At 64.7% G+C, this 19031-nt stretch carries 18 protein-coding genes; 13 read left to right on the top strand and 5 right to left on the bottom strand.

Annotated elements, in window-relative coordinates:
- From FF100_RS28715 to FF100_RS28705, 3 genes are all read left to right on the top strand, one after another.
- Positions 1–639, top strand: a 639-nt coding sequence (locus tag FF100_RS28715) for a gluconate 2-dehydrogenase subunit 3 family protein (protein ID WP_246102485.1), incomplete at its 5' end; no start/stop codon positions are given.
- A 14-nt stretch (positions 640–653) separates the two neighbouring features.
- Positions 654–2354 carry a GMC family oxidoreductase gene (locus tag FF100_RS28710; RefSeq protein ID WP_139039182.1) on the top strand — a complete coding sequence of 567 codons (1701 nt, stop codon included), beginning with the start codon at positions 654–656 and terminating at the stop codon, positions 2352–2354.
- 607 nt (positions 2355–2961) lie between these two features.
- Positions 2962–4161 (top strand): IS256 family transposase, encoded by a 1200-nt coding sequence (locus tag FF100_RS28705; protein ID WP_139039180.1) that lies wholly within the window; start codon positions 2962–2964, stop codon positions 4159–4161.
- A 133-nt stretch (positions 4162–4294) separates the two neighbouring features.
- Here the strand turns inward: FF100_RS28705 and FF100_RS28700 are convergent, their stop codons facing one another.
- Both FF100_RS28700 and FF100_RS28695 read right to left on the bottom strand, forming a co-directional pair.
- Entirely contained in the window at positions 4295–4591 is a 297-nt protein-coding gene (locus tag FF100_RS28700; protein ID WP_139039178.1) for a hypothetical protein, read from the bottom strand.
- A gap of 11 nt (positions 4592–4602) precedes the next feature.
- On the bottom strand, positions 4603–5676 hold the full coding sequence (locus FF100_RS28695) for a catalase family protein (RefSeq protein ID WP_139039176.1): 1074 nt from the start codon (positions 5674–5676) through the stop codon (positions 4603–4605).
- Between the two features lie 226 nt (positions 5677–5902).
- Here FF100_RS28695 and FF100_RS28690 point away from each other — a divergent pair, with 226 nt between their 5' ends.
- From FF100_RS28690 to FF100_RS28675, 4 genes are all read left to right on the top strand, one after another.
- Positions 5903–6985 (top strand): catalase family protein, encoded by a 1083-nt coding sequence (locus FF100_RS28690; RefSeq protein ID WP_139039174.1) that lies wholly within the window; start codon positions 5903–5905, stop codon positions 6983–6985.
- A gap of 39 nt (positions 6986–7024) precedes the next feature.
- Entirely contained in the window at positions 7025–7594 is a 570-nt protein-coding gene (locus tag FF100_RS28685; protein ID WP_139039172.1) for a type 1 glutamine amidotransferase domain-containing protein, read from the top strand.
- 84 nt (positions 7595–7678) lie between these two features.
- Positions 7679–8485 carry an SDR family NAD(P)-dependent oxidoreductase gene (locus FF100_RS28680; protein WP_139039170.1) on the top strand — a complete coding sequence of 269 codons (807 nt, stop codon included), beginning with the start codon at positions 7679–7681 and terminating at the stop codon, positions 8483–8485.
- 447 nt (positions 8486–8932) lie between these two features.
- Complete coding sequence (locus FF100_RS28675; RefSeq protein WP_139039168.1) at positions 8933–9352, top strand: response regulator; 420 nt, start codon at positions 8933–8935, stop codon at positions 9350–9352.
- 13 nt (positions 9353–9365) lie between these two features.
- Here the strand turns inward: FF100_RS28675 and FF100_RS28670 are convergent, their stop codons facing one another.
- The gene (locus FF100_RS28670; RefSeq protein WP_139039166.1) at positions 9366–9584 is read right to left on the bottom strand and encodes a hypothetical protein; all 219 of its coding nucleotides are present in this window, start codon (positions 9582–9584) and stop codon (positions 9366–9368) included.
- A 218-nt stretch (positions 9585–9802) separates the two neighbouring features.
- On the opposite strand from FF100_RS28670, the gene FF100_RS28665 reads away from it, so the two are divergent.
- From FF100_RS28665 to FF100_RS28635, 6 genes are all read left to right on the top strand, one after another.
- Positions 9803–12073: a PAS domain-containing sensor histidine kinase gene (locus tag FF100_RS28665; protein WP_139039164.1), complete on the top strand. Its 2271-nt coding sequence runs from the start codon at positions 9803–9805 to the stop codon at positions 12071–12073.
- 204 nt (positions 12074–12277) lie between these two features.
- Positions 12278–13402 (top strand): sensor histidine kinase, encoded by a 1125-nt coding sequence (locus FF100_RS28660; RefSeq protein ID WP_425463366.1) that lies wholly within the window; start codon positions 12278–12280, stop codon positions 13400–13402.
- Between the two features lie 26 nt (positions 13403–13428).
- Positions 13429–13851, top strand: a complete 423-nt coding sequence (locus FF100_RS28655) for a response regulator (protein WP_246102482.1) — start codon at positions 13429–13431, stop codon at positions 13849–13851.
- Between the two features lie 240 nt (positions 13852–14091).
- On the top strand, positions 14092–14712 hold the full coding sequence (locus tag FF100_RS28650) for a YciE/YciF ferroxidase family protein (RefSeq protein WP_246102480.1): 621 nt from the start codon (positions 14092–14094) through the stop codon (positions 14710–14712).
- 141 nt (positions 14713–14853) lie between these two features.
- On the top strand, positions 14854–15114 hold the full coding sequence (locus tag FF100_RS28645) for a hypothetical protein (protein WP_205825056.1): 261 nt from the start codon (positions 14854–14856) through the stop codon (positions 15112–15114).
- 1908 nt (positions 15115–17022) lie between these two features.
- Entirely contained in the window at positions 17023–17778 is a 756-nt protein-coding gene (locus FF100_RS28635; protein WP_053082516.1) for a hypothetical protein, read from the top strand.
- Positions 17779–17870: 92 nt separating this feature from the next.
- Here FF100_RS28635 and FF100_RS28630 read toward each other — a convergent pair whose 3' ends face one another.
- Both FF100_RS28630 and FF100_RS28625 read right to left on the bottom strand, forming a co-directional pair.
- The gene (locus FF100_RS28630; RefSeq protein WP_139039161.1) at positions 17871–18254 is read right to left on the bottom strand and encodes a hypothetical protein; all 384 of its coding nucleotides are present in this window, start codon (positions 18252–18254) and stop codon (positions 17871–17873) included.
- On the bottom strand, positions 18254–18913 hold the full coding sequence (locus tag FF100_RS28625) for a ParA family protein (RefSeq protein ID WP_139039159.1): 660 nt from the start codon (positions 18911–18913) through the stop codon (positions 18254–18256). Before FF100_RS28625 ends, FF100_RS28630 begins: the two co-directional genes overlap by 1 nt.
- Positions 18914–19031 lie beyond the last annotated feature (118 nt).

Raw genomic sequence — 19031 nt, 5'->3', positions numbered from 1 at the left:
TATCCCGGCTACGACGTACTGGCGAAGCGCGACGGCCCGTCCTGGAACGCCAAGACCCGCGCCGTACTCGACGAGCGACTGGCGATCGGGCCAGAGACGCGTCGCTTCTTCGTCGAGGCCGAGTGGCCGACCCTGAAGGCTCTCGCCGCGCGCATCGTGCCGCAGCCAGCCGACCGGGAGGCGCCGGTTCCGGTCGCGGCGCTCGTCGACCACAAGCTCGCGACCGATACGCGCGACGGCTACCGCAATTCCGAACTACCCGAGGAGCGCGAGGCATGGCGGCGGGGCCTACGGGCCCTCGACGCTGAGGCCATCGCACGGTTCGGCGCGCGCTTCCACGAGCTTGGCGCCTGGGCGCAGGACGAACTTCTGAAGCTCGCCGAGAAGGGTGAACTGATGGACGCAGCCTGGGAAGGCATGCCCTCCAAGCTGTTCTTCCACCAACGCGTCCTCGCCGACGTGGTGAAGGCCTACTACGCCCACCCGACCGCTTGGAACGAGATCGGCTGGGGCGGCCCGGCGAGCCCGCGCGGCTACGTGCGGATGGATTTCGACCGCCGCGACCCCTGGGAGGCCGCCGAGGCGAAGCCCGGCCGCGAGGACGAAGCCTACGAAGAGAACCTTCGGGTCGGCGATTGAGGACTGATTTCGACATGCGCATCCCCGGCCTCGGCAGCGCCGCCGACAACCCGAAGCACGGCACGCCGGGTGACGATCCCGAGCACCATCCACGCGCCCGCGACGGCCGCGCCCCTAACGTGATGCGGATCGGCGAGTGGGTGCCGATGCGACAGCACCGTGACGAGGACGAGGTCGATTTCGCGATCATCGGCACCGGCGCGGGCGGTGGCACATTGGCCTGCCGGCTCGCCGAAACCGGGTTCTCAGTCGTCGCCTTCGATGCCGGCCCGTATTTCCGGCCGCTGGAGGACTTCGCCTCCGACGAGAGTCATCAATCCAAGCTCTACTGGACCGATGAGCGCATCGTCGACGGCGAGAACCCGCTGCAGATGGGCTCGAACAATTCCGGCAAAGCGGTCGGCGGCTCGACCGTACACTACGCCATGGTAGCCCTGCGCTTCCGGCCGGAATGGTTCAAGGCGCGCACGCTGATGGGTTACGGTGCCGACTGGCCGATCGACTGGCGCGAGATGTGGCACTACTACGATCAGGTCGAGGACGACCTGAAGATCTCGGGACCGGTCACCTATCCGTGGGGACCGCATCGCCGCCGCTATCACCGCCGCGCGCACGAGATCAACGCCGCGGCCAAGGTGCTGGCCCGCGGCGCCGAGGCGATGGGTATCGGCTGGACGCCGACGCCGCTCGCCACGATCTCGGCCCCGCGCGGGGACGCGCCGCCTTGCGTCTATCGCGGCTTCTGCACGCTGGGCTGCTCGACCAACGCCAAGCAGAGCGTGCTCGTCACCTACCTGCCCCGGGCGCTGAAGGCCGGCGCCGAGATCCGCGACCTCGCCATGGTGGGGCGGATCGAGACCAGGAACGGGCGCGCCATCGGCGTGCATTATCACCGCGAGGGCCGGTGGCGGTTCCAGCGCGCGAAGAACGTCGTGGTGGCGGGCTACGCCATCGAGACGCCGCGACTGCTCCTCAACTCGGCCAACCAGGAGTTTCCGGACGGGCTCGCCAATTCCTCCGGCCTCGTCGGCCGCAACCTGACCGTCCAGGGCAACCAGGCGGTCTGGGGCGTCTTCGACGAGGAGATCCGCAGCTACAAGGGACCGCCCTCGCTCGCGATTAGCGAACACTGGAACTACGACGACACCGGCAGCGGCGCCTTCGCGAAGGATTTCTTCGGCGGCTACTCCTACATGAGCCAGGGTCCGCTGCCGCAGCTCTGGGCTAATACCCAGGCCTCGGCGCACGGCCTGTGGGGCGAGGCCCTGGTCGCCGAGATGCAGCGCTACAACCACATCGCGGGCCTGAAGGTCGTCTCCGAGTACATGCCGCAGGAGCGCAACCGGGTGACGCTTTCTGACGTCAAGGACCAGTACGGTCTGCCCGTCGCCCGCATCACCTATTCGTGGTGCGACAACGACAAGGCGCTGAACCGGCACGCGCTGAAATTCATGCGTCAAGCGTTAGAGGCCGCTGGCGGGCGCGAGGTCTGGGACCAGGGCGATGACACCTGCCACCTCAACGGCACCGCCCGAATGGGCGATGATCCGCGCACCTCCGTGGTCGATGCCAATTGTCGCTCTTGGGATATCCCCAACTTGTGGATCTGCGACGGCTCGGTCTTCCCGACGGTGGGTGGAGTCAATCCATCGCTCACCATTCAGGCGGTGGCTTTGCGGACGGCAGATCGGATCTTCGCGACCAGGGGTGCGTGACAACATCCTGCAAGCGATCTTAGGTAACGGAAAACTCCTGTTTTCCGTATAGCCGCGCCTGACGTACTGAATTACGGCATGGGGTCCCGCGGAGATGTCCGCTTCGATGCATCTGCCGTTCGGAAGCGGACAGGCGGATAGCCACCACGAATGGTCATTCCGCTGCTTGAGATTGGCTGTCTAGAAAACGACGGTTTTTCAGCCACTTAAATCTGTTAGGTTTGCATGTCAGGAATTCAAAAGGGCGTCCTTGGGCAATTGGCACGCGTCGATTGAACCAGCGTCACCATAAGGCGTCCTGGGAGCAGACCAGGGCAGCCACGGGCCGAACCCGCCGCTCTCGACCCCTTCTGACCTCAGAACGTCTGGCTTTCGGCCGCGTGGTGGACAATCACCTAGGGCCCAAACGGATGGTTTCCTACACATCCTCTTCGGACCGGCAGGGGTCGTGTCCCTTGGAGTGGTGTAGCTGACCGAGAGCGGGAGAGCCCGCCTGCGCGCCCCTCACAGCGCTGTAGCAGGCGGGATCTCTCGCGGGGGTGGCCATCGGCGGTGACGGGTTAGGATCGGGTTGTGAGCCACCAACCCCGAACCCGGGAGACCCCCGATGACCGATGCCATGATGAGCCTGCGGGCCCTGGCTGAGAAGAGTGCTGACGCGGACGTGCTGCGCGAGATGATCGGCTTTGCCGCGCAGCGCCTGATGGAACTGGAGGTGGCCGGCCTGACCGGTGCCGCCCACGGCGAGAAGAGCCCGGAGCGCTTGGCGCAGCGTAACGGCTATCGCGACAGAGACTGGCAGACGCGGGCTGGCACCGTCGAGCTGCGGATCCCGAAGCTGCGGACGGGGAGCTACTTCCCGAGCTTCCTGGAACCGCGCCGGATGACCGAGAAGGCGCTGACCGCGGTGATCCAGGAGGCCTACATCCAGGGCATCTCGACCCGGGCGGTCGACAACCTGGTTCAGGCGATGGGCGGGACGGGGATCTCCCCCAGCCAGGTCAGCCGACTGTGCCAGGAGATCGACGAGCGGGTGAACGCCTTCCTGGGGCGTCCCATCGAGGGCGAGTGGCCCTATCTCTGGATCGATGCCACTTACGTGAAAGTGCGTCAGGACCACCGTATCGTCTCGGTGGCCGTCATCGTGGCGGTGGGCGTCAACGCGGATGGCCGACGCGAAGTGCTGGGGCTCGACATCGGCCCGTCGGAGGCCGAAACCTTCTGGACCGCGTTCCTGCGCAAGCTGGCCCGGCGCGGTCTGCGCGGGGTCAAGCTGGTGATCTCGGACGCGCACGAGGGCATCAAGGCTTCGGTCGCCAAGGTGATGACCGCCTCCTGGCAGCGGTGCCGGGTGCACTTCATGCGCAACGTCCTGCCCCATGCCGGCCGCTCGGGCCGCCGCGTCGTCGCGGCCTTCATCGCCACCGCCTTCGCCCAGGAGGATGCCGAGGCGGCCCGCCAGCAGTGGCGGCGGGTGGCCGACCAACTCCGGTCCAAGGTCCCGAAGCTGGCCGCCCTGATGGATGCGGCGGAGACCGACGTTCTGGCCTATATGGGCTTCCCACCCGCCCATCGCGCCAAGCTGCACTCGACCAACCCGCTCGAACGCCTCAACGGCGAGATCAAGCGGCGTACCGAGGTCGTTGGCATCTTCCCCGACGAGCGCTCGATCCGCCGCCTGGTCGGTGCGATCCTGCTGGAGCAGAACGACGAGTGGGCGGTCCAGCGCTGCCGATACATGACCCTGGAAAGCATCGCCCCGATCGGCGATGATCCCCTCGTCAGCCTGCCAAACCTCACAGTCTGACCAGTCCGGCCCTGCCGGTCATCGTGGTGGACCACACGCAGCTACACCACCCCCTGGGACACGATCACGGCAGGTGCTGCGAAACAGGCTCTGACGAGCGTCTTGTCATCTTCCAATGACATGCGGACCTCGTTCAGCGCGGCTCGACCTTGATACACGTGAAGGCGACCGGGAGCGCTTTGCCGCCATCCGTCTTCCTCGTGAATGAGGCCGCATTGGCCGTCGTCGAGGCGATAGCATGCTCCGCGTCCGGGCTGTCGACCGGCAGCACGTAATCCTGGCCGCCCTCGATACCCTTCGTCGGGTCGAAGACTCGGATGGTGACGTTGAACGGCTTCAACTTCGTCTTCACCGGTCCTTCCGCCCGGACCGCGCCCATCGTCATCATGGTGAGCGCCGCGAGCGCGGCGAACGTCTTGAGGCCTCGCATCACCGTATCCCTCAGCGGCTGGCTGGCTCATGGATCGGGCAGCCGTTGAAGCGCTGCCGGAAATCGGCCGAGTGCCTGTATGGCGCGTTGCGGGCACGGTTGATGTTGCCGAGCGGCTGATGCGCCGCGAGCCCGGTCCAGACCGCAAACCGCATGCGCTCATCTACGGCGTCGACCCGAGCCGCGTCCCAGCTGTCCTGAGGTCGCACGGTGATGGTGGCAACCCGCTGGAACGGTGCCTCCTCCTCGTCCCACTGCACCGTCGGATCCTCCACCGGCTGGCGTTCGAGGTCGCGGCATAGCTGCACCCGGAACTCCCAGACTCCCTCGATGCCCGCCATCTCGGACTGCACGGTCTCGCGAATGGCGTCCGGGCGGCCGGAGGCGTCGATCTCTGTCCCTGTCAGCGCTATGAGCGCCGGAGCGACGGGAGCGACCGAGAACTTGGCAATGTGGTCGCCGTATCGGAACGGGGTGACGCTATAGTAGGTCTCGCCGAGCGGATCGACATTCGGCGCGCCGCCGAGCGACCCCAGGGTGGGACTCTCGATGCCCACCGCCGTGAGCGCCTTGTTCACCCCGCGCAGCACAGTGGAGGCGGCGACCTTCAGACCCTCGACGCGGTTCGTAGTCCCCGCGAGTAGCTTGAGGCTGCCCAGGAATTTCTCGGCGTTCGGCGCCTGGAAGACGGGGCCGTTGACCATGACGAAATCCTGGCTCGTTCCCTCAGCGTCAGGCAGGCGCTCGCCAGCCACGTCCAGGACCTTCAGGGCGAGACCGCGGGGAAGTGAAACGGCGTCCGGCAGGATGTCGCCCGCGTTGGTCGACATCCGCATGTAGACCTTGTGTTCGCCCGGCGTCGCGAAAAGGCCCTGCGCGAGTTCGGGCGGCAGCCCGGCGTCGATTGTCAGCGTGCCCTCCAGAATGCCGTGAGACTTGGCATGGACCGAGCGAACGGCATGGCCGGAGTCGTTCGCGACCGTCTCCAGGATACCGTCGAAGGTTTCGTTGAGCTGCTCGATGGTCCGGTCCTCGTCGGGCCTCAGGGCTTCGACGTCGGGGCTGTAGCGGACGGGTGCTGGCAAGGTCTGTCGTCCTTCGTTCGTCTGGGGACAAAACTGACCGGAGTGATCGACGTTCCGGGTTGCGCCCGACTCAATAGCCCGTGAACGATCTTAGGAGCGACGCGTTGCCGGGATCCTCGTCCCGAGGTCAGTGCGCCTTGGCTTGGAGTCCCGCGACTACCGAGGCGGGACAGGAACGAATTGCGTTCGGCTCTTCCGATAGCCGCGGCGCACGGGAGAGACTGGTATGACCTACCTTCGCTACGCCCCCGACATCGAGCGGCCTACCCCTGACGAGCAGGAGACCATCGACGGCATCATCAAGGGCATGACCCAGCAGTCGCAGACGGTGGAGAAGCGCGAACACCACGCGGTGCGCGCCAGCCACGCCAAGAGCTCGGCTTGCGTCATAGGGGAAATGACCGTCTCCGAAGGCTTGCCCCCGGAGCTCGCGCAGGGACTGTTCGCCAGACCGGGTACACACAAGGTGGCTGTGCGCTTCGCCCAGGGCCCGGGCGAGACGCTCGGTGACCGGGTCTCCACGCACCGCGGTATGTCGATCAAGGTCTTCGACGTGCCCGGCGACAAGCTACCCGGCCACGACGTCGACACGCAGGATTTCGTGCTCGCCACCGGCACGACCTTCCCGTCCGGGACGGCGGCTGGGTTTCTGCGCGACGGCACGGTCATTGGCAAGGCGACCGGGCTGCCCGAGGGCGTCAAGAGTGCGGTCGCCGCCACCGCGCGTAACCTCAACCGTGTGCTGCATGCCTTCGGCACAGAGAGCGCCATGGCCGACTTTCTCGGCCATCCCTACAGCCATCCTCTCGCCGACAGCTACTTCAGCCAAGCTCCGATGCGGTTCGGCAATTACGTGGCCAAGCTCGGCGCGGTGCCGGCATCGCCGGCGCAGCACGACTTGGCCGAATGGCGCCTCGACCCGCACCAGGACGAGGATGGCTTCCGCCATGCGGCCGTAGACTACTTCGGCGGCAACGATGCGGTCTACGAACTGAAGGCGCAGTTGTGGGCGGACGCCGAGCGCCAGCCCATTGAAGATGCCTCGGTCGATTGGCCGGTCACGATCAGTCCCTACCGCACGGTGGCGACGATCCGCCTGCCTCGGCAGGACGCCTACTCTCCCGAGCGGGTACGCTACTTCGACGAGATGATGACCTTTCGGCCGGCGCACAGCCTCTCGGAACACCGTCCGCTCGGTTCGGTGATGCGGGCGCGGCTCCAGGTCTACCGGGCGCTGAGCGATTTCCGGCACCGAGAGAACGGCGTGACCGCCGAGAACACCGCCTTGCCCGAAAGCATCCCGGCCTGACGCCGCCCATTCACGCTCTCACATGGATAGGAACGACCTATGACGCTTCAAGGAAAGACCATCGCCGTCCTGATCGCCCCCCGGGGTACGGAGGAGCCGGAATTCACCAAACCCCGTGACGCGCTTGTTGCGGCCGGTGCGACCGTCACGGTGATCGGGCTTGAGGCCGGTGAGGCGGAGACGGTCAACAACGACCTCGATCCCGCTGGGAAGTATCCGGTCGACAAGGTTATCGATGTCGTGTCTGCCTCGTCCTTCGACGGGCTCGTCATCCCCGGCGGCAGCGTCGGCGCCGACAAGCTCCGGGGCAGCGAGGCCGTGATCGCCTTTGTGCGGGACTTCTTCCAGCAGGCCAAGCCGGTCGGGGTCATCTGCCACGGGCCCTGGACCTTGGTGGAGGCTGACGTCGTGAAGGGGCGCAAGCTCACCTCTTTCCCAACGGTTAAGACCGACATCCGCAACGCGGGCGGGGAGTGGGTCGACGCGGAGGTGGTCGTCGACAAGGGGCTTGTCACGAGCCGTAACCCCAACGACCTGCCAGCGTTCTGCACGAAGATCGTCGAGGAATTCGCCGAGGGCCGTCATCCGGACCAAGCTCGCAGCGCCTGAAGCCTTCTCACGTCCGGTTCGACTGAGCCGAGCCCCGTCGCCCGATGCCGGTCGATCTCACATCGCTTTCCCAAGGAGACAGTCATGGATCTCGGCATCAAGGGGCGCGTCGCTGTCGTCACGGGCGCCAAGTCGGGGATGGGTCGCTCGACTGCCGAGCACCTCCTGCGCGAGGGCGTCCACGTCGTCCTGACCGACAAGGAAGGCCCCGAATTGCAAGCCACCGCCGCGGAGCTGGCGGCGCTGGGTCAGGTTCGCGCCGTCGAGGCGGATCTCAGTGGAGCCAAGGGGATCGAGGTGCTCGCCGCCTTCGCCAACATGGCCTTCGACGACAAGCCGACCATCCTCGTCTGTGCCGCCGGCATCACCGGGGCGTCGGGAGACTTTCTCGACCTCACCGACGACGACTGGCTGGAGGCATTGCAGACCGACCTCATGGCTGGGGTGCGCGCGACCAGGGCGTTCATCCCACACATGCGCAAGGCGGGCTGGGGCCGCGTCGTGCTTTTTTCCTCGGAGGACGCGGTGCAGCCCTACATTGAGGAACTGCCGTACGCTGCTGCCAAGGCCGGGGTCCTGAACCTTGCGAAGGGATTGTCCAAGGCCTACGGGCCGGATGGGGTGCTTGTGAACGCGGTCGGCCCGGCCTTCATCGCCACGCCAATGACCGATGCGCAGATGGAGAAGAAGGCGAAAGAGAAGGGGGTCTCGTTCGACGAGGCAATCCAGCTGACGCTGGACGAGGAACGCCCCGGCATCGTCGCCAAGCGCCGTGGCCGGGCGGAAGAGGTCGCCGCCGCGGTTACGTTCCTCTGCTCGGAACACGCCAGCTTCATCACCGGCGAGTTCCTCAGGGTCGACGGCGGCTCCGTAATGACCATTGGGGCCTGAGGTTTTGCCACAGATCAGCGGACCGTTCGGTGCCTGTGAGCGCACCGAACAGCCGCTTTCGGGATGCCTGCTCCCCACAATAGTGACTGGGTCGGCTTGGATGCGGAACGTTGGCTTCCGGATGGAATGCCAAGGACCGGTTGCCACTCCGAGCGGCCTTCCGCCGCTCGGGGCTACCTGTAAAAAAAACGACGGTTTTTCAGTCACTTAAACCTGTAAGGTTAGCATGTCTGGAAATTAAATCCGGGTACGGAGCACATAAGCTTGGCGTATGGATCCAGGTGCATCTGCTTCGTGCGAAACTCATGAGTTTCACACCGCCTTCCGGGCGGTGCGGTTTCAGGCTCTTGGCTGTTGCGAATGTCCGGTGCGCTTTGCAGGGGGCATCGTTAGGCAGCGCCGACCGGCAGCGTGGACCTAAAGGGTGTTCAACGGCTTGTGTCATACATGACCACACAGCCCGAAGCCCCAGCTCCCTACGCCCTTGTTGTCGATGATGACGGGCTGATCCGCATGGATGTGGTGGACATTCTCACGGAGGCCGGGTTCCGCACCTTCGAGGCCGAAACCGGCGACAAGGCCATCACCCTGCTCGAACGCGAGCAGGAGTGCATCGTGCTGCTGTTCAGCGACGTGCAGATGCCCGGATCGCGCAACGGGTTCGCCCTGGCACGCGAGACGGCCGAGCGCTGGCCGCACATCTCGATTGTCATCGCCTCCGGCAACCTCAAGCCGGGACCGGACGATATGCCGAAGGGTGCCCGGTTCATCGGCAAGCCGTTCTCTGCTGAGACGGTTCATGCGCACATCAAGGAAATCCTGCCGGACGGGCAGAAGCCGGACCCCCTCAAGAACGAAGATTGCTAATGCCGACGGCGGATCAAGCTGCAACCGGCAAACACCCCATCTCCATTAGCGCATACTGCCGGTCGCGTAGCAGTGCCAAGCGATCCAACTCCAAATAAAGCGCCTGCTCGGCGGTGGGGTTGGTCTGTCCCGCGACGAGCGAGGCATGGACGGCTTGGCCGTATTCCTCTGTGCGGCGCTCCGCAGCGGCAATGTCGGCAGCGAGGGTTTGAAGCAGTGTCTTGAGGGGCATCCGTCACGTCGCAGGTTCACCGCCCACGCACATAGACGGCAGATTTTAACGCCTGAGAACGGCCAAGGTTCAAGGGCGGTGGTTCTCCGGTTGAGGGCGCGGGTTGTAACCGGCTACGTCCACTGTCTGACGTTGTATCAAAAGACGGCCAAGGCGCGATTTGATTGTGCGTGGCGTGGGTTGCGGGTACAAGCGCGACCACAACGAAAGAACGAAGCGTGACCGGGGCATCGCTTAAATCCCTTACCCGTGAAGAGCTCGAGGCCGAGATCCTGCGCCTGCGTGCGGCCTGGCCTGGCGCGGACGGGGAGGCGCTGCCGACACCGTGCCGCGATGCTGCGGGCATTCCGACCGCACGCGCGTCCAGCGCGGCCCGTCAGCGCGCGGTGTTCACCAGCGCGATCGACTTCGCCATGGTCGTGACCGATACAGACGGGATCATAACCGACTGGAACCCTGGTGCCGAGCACGTGATGGGCTGGACCGCCGCCGAGATGTGCGGCCAGGACGCTACCCGGTTCTTCACCCCCGAGGATCGTGCCGCCGGACGCATCGAGCACGAGATGCAGAAGGCCTTGCAGGACGGCCGCGCCAACGACGAACGTTGGCACCTGCGCAAGGACGGACAGCGGTTCTGGGCCTCCGGCGAGATGATGCCGCTGCACGAGGAAGGGGTGCATCTGGGGTTCGTCAAAATCCTGCGCGACCGCACCGAACAGCGCGAAGCGCTGCTCCAGCAGCAGGCTGAGGCTGCGTTTATGCACAGCGTGCTGGCGTCCTCAGCCAACTGCATCAAGGTGCTCGACCTCGACACTCGGCTGACCTTCATGAACGAGGGCGGCATGAAGGTGATGGAGATCAGCGACTTCAACGACGTGCAGGGTTGTCCCTGGCCCGAGTTCTGGGTTGGGCAGGGGCACCAGGACGTGTTGGCTGCCGTGGCGGCGGCCAAGGCGGGCGGGGTCGGTCACTTCCCGGGCCAGGCAAACACCTACCGGGGTACCCCGAGGTGGTGGGACGTGCAGGTGACACCGATCCCTGGCCCGGACGGACAGCCCAACAAGCTGCTCGCGGTTTCGCGCGACATTAGCGACCAGAAGGCGGTGGAGCGTCAGCTTGCCGCTAGCGAAGCCCGCTGGCGCGGGCTGTTCGACGGAATGCAGGAAGGTTTCTTCCTGGGCGAGCTGGTGCGGGATACAGGCGGCCGTGCCGTCGATTACCGTTTCTTAGAGATCAACCCAGCCTTTGCCCGGCAATCCGGTCTCCCGGTCGATAGCGTCGGTCAGACGATCCGCACCTTTGTGCCGGACATCGATCAGTGGCTGATCGACAATTGCGCCCGTGTGGTTGAGACCGGCGAACCGACGCTGTTTGAGATCAACGTTCCCGGCCTCAATCGCACGTTCGAGGTGCGGGCGAACAAGGACCGAGACGACCGCTTTAGCTGTCTGTTTCTCGACATCACCGGCCGTAAGCAGGCGGAGACGGCCTTGCAGGCGAGCGAAGCCCGGCTGTTGACCGTAATGGAAACCGTGCCGGTCGGGATCCTGGTGGCGGAGGCTCCCTCCGGCCGCATTCTCATGGGCAACGGGCGACTGGCCGACATGCTCGGCCATGGGACCCTCTATGCCTCGTCCAGCAACGCCTATGATGGCTTTACCGCCTTCCATGCGGACGGCAGCCCCGTGGCGGCGCACGAGTACCCGTTGGCCCGCCTGTGCACGGGCGAGTGTGACCAGGCGGAGCTTGAGGCGCAGTATCAGCGGCCCGACGGACAGCGGATCTGGATCGTGATCTCCGGTGCGGCGACTAAGGACGCCGAGGGCCAGACGGTCGGCGCGGTGGTCGCCGTCAGCGACATCAGCCAGCGCAAGGCCGCCGAGGTGCAGCAGGATCTGCTCAACCGCGAGCTGTCCCACCGCATGAAGAACACCCTGGCGATCGTGCAGGCGATCGCCACGCAGACCCTGCGCAACGCGCGAGGGCTGGATGAGGCGCGCGATGCCTTGAGCGCCCGCCTGGTCACGCTCGGCAAGGCTCACGACATGCTGCTGACCGGCCAGGGCGAGAGCGCTGACGTGCGTGCAGTGATCGAGGGCGCGTTAGAGCTGCACGATGATGGGAAGGGCCGCTTCATCCTAGATGGCCCTGCCCTGCGCGTCGGCGGCAGCGCCGCGTTGTCGCTGGCACTGATGACCCACGAGCTGGCAACCAACGCCGCCAAGTACGGCGCCTTGCGGACACCTAAGGGCCGAGTACGGATCGACTGGACCATCACCGGCGACCCCGGCCTGGAAACCGTGCAGCTCCGCTGGCAGGAAAGCGGTGGTCCGCCGGTCGTACCGCCGACCCGCCGGGGGTTCGGCTCGCGCCTGATCGAGCGCGGGTTGGCCGGTGCAGTGGGTGGTGAGGTGGTGACGGACTATCCGCCGGAGGGGGTGATCTGCACCCTCACCGCGCCGCTGGCCGGGTTCCTCGACAACTTTTGAGTTTCAGGTACCTACCCAAGGGGGCTGGGGCGGATCGGCAACAGCCCGGTCAGCGATCCAGCCTTGCATCAACGGGTCAGGGAACAACCCCCTTACCCAGGGCATTGCAGACCCTGGGTCTGCGGCGAGCGCCGCCGCTCCTCACGCCTATTGCCCGCTGTCCGGCCTACGCCGCGGGTGCCAGACCAATCCGCGCAAAGGGTCTTGACCGTGCTGAATTCGCGGCAACCGCTGCAGTCGATCGCCGCCGCCAGCACACCCCTGGTGAGCCTGCGGCGAGGTGATAGCCAGCTGTTCGAGACCGAGCGGCGGCTTAACGCCGTGCTCAACAACGCCTCGGTCTCCATCTTCCTGATGGATGACCGCCAGCACTGCATCTACATGAACCGTGCTGCCGAGCAGCTGACCGGCTGGACGCTGGATGAGGTGCTAGCGCGGGACTGCCCGCTGCACGACATCGTCCACCACACCTACCCGGATGGGCGCCCTTTTCCGCTCGAAGAATGCGCGATCGACCGCGCCTTCCCGGAAAATAACCAGGAGCGCGGCGAGGAGGTGTTCGTTCACAAGGATGGACACTTTTTCCCGGTCGGCTTCACCGCGAGCCCGATCCGCGACGACGCCACCAACATCATCGGCACGATCATTGAGGTGCGCGACATCAGCGAGGAGAAGGCCGCGGCCGAGCGCCAGCGCCTGCTGATCAACGAGCTGAACCACCGGGTGAAGAACACCCTCGCCACGGTGCAGTCGATCGCCGCCCAGACGTTTCGGGGACAGACCGACCAAACCGCGCGGAGCGTGTTCGACGCGCGCATGGCGGCACTCTCGACCGCCCACAACGTGCTGGTCGAGGATAACTGGGAAAGCGCCAACCTACGCAGCGTGATCGAACGCGCGCTTGCGCCGCACCTTTTGGCAGAGGTCGATCTTAATCGCTTTCAGCTACAAGGCCCGGATGCCCGTCTGCACCCAAAGGTGGCAGTAACTCTGGCGATGGCCCTGCATGAACTGATGACCAACGCAGCCAAATACGGCGCCCTATCGGTACCAGAAGGCCAGGTTGTGCTGACATGGTCGCTGCACGACCTTGAGGATAATCGCCAGCAACTCGACCTGCGTTGGGAGGAGTGTGGTGGCCCTGTCGTTACTTCACCAACGCGCAAAGGGTTTGGGTCGCGGCTGATCGAGCGCCAACTGCCTATGGAATTTGATGGCAGCGGTGAAATCACCTACGCACCGGCCGGCGTGATCTGTGAGCTGCAGATACCGCTCACCACTTTGGGGTGGGTTGGTCAGGAGACGGTGGAAGGGCGGCAGGCTTTATGACGTTGCTGGTTGGACGTCGGGTTCTGTTGGTCGAGGACGAAAGCCTCGTTGCCATGCTGGCCGAGGACATGCTGGTCGACCTCGGTTGTGAGGTTGTCGTCGCGATGCGACTCGACAAGGCGCTGGCGCTTGCCCGCAACAAGGTGTTCGATCTGGCCGTGCTGGATGTGAACCTCGGCGACGCGCGCAGCTACCCCATCGCGGACCTGCTGTTCGAGCATCGCACACCGTTTCTGTTTGCCACCGGATACGGCAGGCAGGGTCTCGAGGAGGCCTACAAGGCGGTTCCGGTGTTGCAGAAGCCATACCAGGCAGCGCTGCTGGAACATTTGTTGACGCGCCTGCTCACCGGGGAAGCCCAGGCCCGTAAGGTGAGCGGTGGAGGCTCTATGCCGTGCCCGTGCCTAGGCCCGGATGGGCAAACGTTCCGGGCGGATCATTGCCCTTAGGTGTGCTTGGCTCGAGCCGCGGCACAGCGGCTCGCATGAGGTTAAAGAACAGCCAAGCCTTGTGAATTAGTCTGGTGGCTCTCGCACGCCCCTCATATCAAGGCCGAGGTTCCCGGCATTTTGCAGATTTCCCCGTAATATTTTACGGACCCCGATCGGTCCTGCCACGTTTTCAGATGCTGGCTGCTGGTGAGACCACTCCCGCAGCCTCGTCTGTTAAACAATAAAGAGGATTTGTTCATGGCGGCCAAACAGAAAACCCTGCAGGACGCGTTCTATGAGACCCTGAAGGATGTGTATTATGCTGAAAAGCAGTCGGTGCGCGCCCTGAAGAAATCGGCCAAGGCGGCTCAGCATGACGAGCTGCGCCAAGCCTTTAAGACCCATGCCGAGGAGAGCGCTGGCCAGGTCGAGCGCCTGCAGCAGGTGTTCGAGATCATTGGTAAGCCAGCACGCGCCAAGACCTGCGAGGCGATGCAGGGCCTAACCTCCGAGATGGAGGAGGATCTGGAGGATTTCGGCGACAGCCCGGCCGCCGATGCGGTGCTGGCCGGCTGCGCGCAGGCGGTGGAGCACTACGAGATCGCCCGCTATGGCACCCTGAAGACCTGGGCGACCCAGCTCGGCTACGATGATGCCGCCAAGCTGCTAGACGAGACCCTGCAGGAGGAGAAGAAAACCGATCAGCTCCTCACCGAGATCGCCGAGCGCATCAACGCCGAGGGCTCCGAGGAAGATGCCGAGGATGCCGACGAGGGCGAGGTGAAGGGCAAGAGCCGTCGCGCCACCAAAGCCTCTGATGATATCGAGGACGAGGATGCAGATGAGAACAAGGGCAAGGGTCGCCGTAAGGTCGCTTAAGTCGGTATAAAACTGTTTCAGATGGGAGAGGCGCCGCAGGGTGCCTTTTCTGTTTTCTACCTACCGATAAGCTGTGGCTTGGACGATATTTGTGAGCAGCGGCTCTGTTGCCTTGCAAACATGTCGCCCTGAAACGACCAGATGGCTCGCCGTGTAACCTACCAGATTTTCGACATGCCAGACGGCCGATTTTCCGTCACAGTGACCATTGAACCGAACAAAACGATGGTTCGCACTGGCTTTGCGACCCAGAACGATGCCAGTGACTGGGTTGATGGTTTGCGGGACATCATGGCGGCCCTCGGCGCACCAGTGAGCCTCGCCAACCCCGAGTACCCCGAGTCACTACCCTTGAATGAGGTGCTGGCCTTCATCCGAAAGGTATCGACCGAAACTGACTGATCACAGCGTAGCCAAGACAAATGTTGCCTGGATTGCGTAATGGCGGTGGGCCGGGTTGTTCCCTCCGAAGAGCCCCGGCCCACCAGCCTCGCCAAAAGGGTGATCGGGAAGGCGAGACGACAAAGAATTTGCATCCTATCCGCTGGCGCGCAAGCCTTACGGAAGGGTTAGATCACGCTAAGGCGGACCGGGGCGTTTTCCCCGTCATGGAGACCCGACCCGCCTGTGACACCAGCCGAGCGGCCCGAGAGCGGCAGGCAGGACGTGACTATCCATTCAATACATCAAACCTTGAACCGTTCCGGCGCTCGAATGAGCGCCAGTGAATTAGGACTAAATTCCAGAAACCATATCATCGACAGGGGCAACTGCTGACGTATCGCTGATTGCACTCATAACTCACTAATGCCCCGGTCCAAGAGCCTGCTGTACTGACATCTCAAGCCCAGAACCATCGTTGGGGCATGTCTATAAAACGACCGTTTTCCTTACAGGCGAGCCGAACCTCTGTCCGGTACCCCGAAACGGCCCCGTTCGTGTAAAGAAAATATGGCAGGAAATCTATCATAAGAAAACGTGTGCCTAGCGAAATGGCGAAGGGCAGCAGCTCAAGCTAGCGCCGCTGGAGTGCCTGCCGGCCGACACGGCGGTGCAGCTGACCCACATGTACCTGGCGTGCTCCCATCTCGACCACGATCGCGGCAACAACGAGCCGGCGAACCTCAAGGCGCTGTGCTTACGCTGGTTAACCTATCGGCGGCGCAAGGCTGTGGGTGACCTGTTCCTTAGGTCATAGCCGTTCCGGCTCTAGCGAGGTCAAGTGCGATACAACCTAAATGTGCAAAAATGGTTAGCCCACCCATGCATCGTGCGCATGGTTCCTGGGACATAGGTCGTATGGTGCGATGCGAAAAAGCGTGGGATACATACCCCATGCACGGCCGCGATGGCGTCGCGGCCCTGTTCGCCCTCATGGGCGTTTCCTCCCTAGACTTCGGGCCGCTCTCATGGGCGGCCTTTTTTCTGTCCGGGAGCAAGGTCTTAGCGTGCTCCCCTGCCCGTCTCAAGCGCAATTGTGCGCCATCCCTGGGCAGGTGTCACTTTCTTGCACATCGCTGGCCAGCCGCCGTGAGGTCACCTGGAACGAGTTGCTACTTGGTGATCCGCTTTGGCGAAATCGGGTCGCTGGCCGGGAACGTTTCCTAGACGGCTTGGTCGAGCAGCTGATCCTGCCGCTCCTCAAGATCGTCGCCCGGCTTCCGCTGACCGGGGGCGCTGGCCGCAGCGAGATCTGCCTTCGCTTTACCAGGGTCCTAAGGGTGATCCTTGTCGTAGTCGGTGCTCTTCGTCGGGTCGATCATTGGCGTGCTCCTGGAGTTGGTGATCACCAACTTCCAGGCCACTTCGCGGTTCGCATTCCTGAGCTGGTGGCCGCCGAGGAGGCGGCCGAACGTCAGCGGTGACTTACAGCGGTCCGCTCGCGTTTGCGACAGGCCCCTTTTACGTGCACGGCCTCTGGTCACAAGGCAAACCAGCCCAGAGCCAGCAACGGCCTCTGCGATGTGCACGAGCGCCCCGCTCATCCCCCGGGATTTGACGGCGAAGGTTAATCCGTGCCTGGATGTAGGTTACCGCAGCTCGCGTCCTGAGCCCGAGTCGCACCACCTGGAGACACCTGCCGCCGCAGTGAGACCCTGAAAAAGCGAGACCCCCTCACCTTGCCGGGTGAAGGGGTCTGGAGCCCCGAGGGGGCCGATCCAAGGTCTAAGCAACCGGATCATCCCCCGAAATCGCCACCTCTGTCAATCGGAAACCCGTTTTCCGACGGCGGCGGAGCTTTGCCGGGAACCGGGCGCGCGCGAGCGTGACCCGGCTCGATCTGCCGCGGCCTCATTGCGAGGCCGACCGATGACTTATGCCGAAATGAAAGAGGCAATCGCCCGGGCGCTGCCGGCGATGCTGCCGGGCTTGCGCGAGCAGCTCTACGCGCTGAACGGCGCCGGGCTGATCGAAGACGGCGAGGCGGGCGAGCTCGACGACGCGATCGAGGCGCGGCGCACCGCCGGCCGGGCGTCGCCCGTGGCCCCTGCCCTGCCAGGGCTGCCGCTCGCCGCCGCGATCGCACCGACGGCTGCCCGGATCACCCGGTTCGCGCCCCGCCGCCAGCGCTCGCCCGACCGCACCAAGAGCCGCGAGCGCCGCCGGGGCCTCGGCGGGTCGAGCCCGCTGCCCGAGCCGCTCGCGCGCCGCTACACCGAAGGCCAGAGGGCCGTGCTGTTCATCGTCGGGGAGGAGATAGCAGCACGGGGCGTGTGCGGTCTCTCGGTCGCCGAGATCGCGGCACGCGCCGGCGTCTGCCACAGGCATGCGCAGATGGCCCTACGCCTCGCCGAGGGCGACGGGCTCATCTCCATTACCGAGCGTCCCCGCAAGGGCCAGAAGCACCAGACGAACCTCGTGCGCGTCCTGTCGAAGGAATGGGCCGCCTGGCTCCAGCGTCGTCGACCGACAGGGTGCAAAACGACTCCCTCCACGGGGATTCAGGATTTTTCTTCCTCTTTAGAATCGAGAACGGCGGCTCGCGGGCAGGTTGCGAAGGGTTATCGGAGGGGGGATTCGAGTTCCGGACTGGCAAGACTCTCGGCCGCGGGGTTCCGATTTTAGCCTGAGACTGGTGCCGCCCCTGGAACCGAGAACGCCGGACCCTGGTGAGGGTCCGGCGCTCGGTGAGGGATTCGGGGCGGGAGGGTAACGAGCTACCGAACGCGCCGCCCGTCCTCGGGCAAATTGTCGAGGTCGATTGCGAATCCGTCGCGCGCGAGTGCCCGCAGGACCAAAAACTTGACCGTCACCCGCTCGTTGAGCGCGCGCTGGCGCAGCTCGGTCCAGACCTCCTCCGGAATGCTGAACTTGAGCGCCGGATCCTTTTGCCCGTTGGCCCTCTTGGGCAAAGGGGGATTTGGGCTTGTGGGTACAGGGTCTGGTACGGATGGAGCGTCAGGAGCAGGCCGCTCGGGCTCGGGCGCTGTCGATGGCCGGGTGAAGCCGAGATCCTCGGCAGCCTCGGCGAGCTGGCGCGCCTCCTCGGGTGATGTGCGCGGCTTCGGGCGCGGGGCGGGCTGGAACACGGGCTTGGTCATCACGCGGCCTGCTGCTGCTCGGCGAGGATGGCGAGAAGCTCATCGAGGGTGGCGCCGACCTCGCGCGCGGCCTTGGCATCGCCGTCCGGCGCCGAGGGCGACAGGCCGGTGAAGTGCAGCGCCTGGTAGGCGGCCCGCTGGATCACTTCAGTCTGGAGCACGGGGATCGACGCCGCCTGGATCTCGGCGCGGGCGTGGGCCGCGACGCGGCTCTGAAGCGGCGACATCTGCGTGAGAACGACCCGGGCCGGGATGCGGCGCTTGAGCATCTTCTCGGCGCGCTGGACGACCTCGTAGGTGCGGAACACCTCCTGCAGATCCATGCCCGACACCTTCGAGGGGATAAGCACGAGGTCCGACTCGGCAATCGCGTAGGTCACGGCCTGCGAGGCGGCGCCCTCGAGGTCGACGAAGACGATCGAGTAGCGGGCGGCGGCCTCGCTGATCCGGTCGAGGATGTTGGCCTGGGTCACGCCGCCGATCACGTCGACCTGGCCCCCATCCCCTGCCCGCTCACGCCAAGTCAGGACGTGGCCGTTCGGATCGGCATCAATGATTGCCACGTTGCCGCCCTGCCGGGCGTAGGCGTCGGCGAGGCAGATCACGAGCGTCGTCTTGCCGACGCCCCCCTTGGTCGAACACACGCTGATGACCGCCATTGCCCAAGCTCCCAGGTGGGTAAGTGTGCCAATGCCCCAAAGGGGAAACGCCCTAAGGGGATTAGGTGGAAAACCTCAACAGCCCGTGAACCCTATGGCCCATTAGGGCAAAGGGGTA

Origin of the sequence: Methylobacterium terricola, from assembly GCF_006151805.1 — a bacterium.
Taxonomy (GTDB): Bacteria; Pseudomonadota; Alphaproteobacteria; order Rhizobiales; family Beijerinckiaceae; genus Methylobacterium; species Methylobacterium terricola.
Note: the sequence above shows the minus strand (reverse complement) of the source record. Positions and strands in the feature narration are given on the sequence as shown.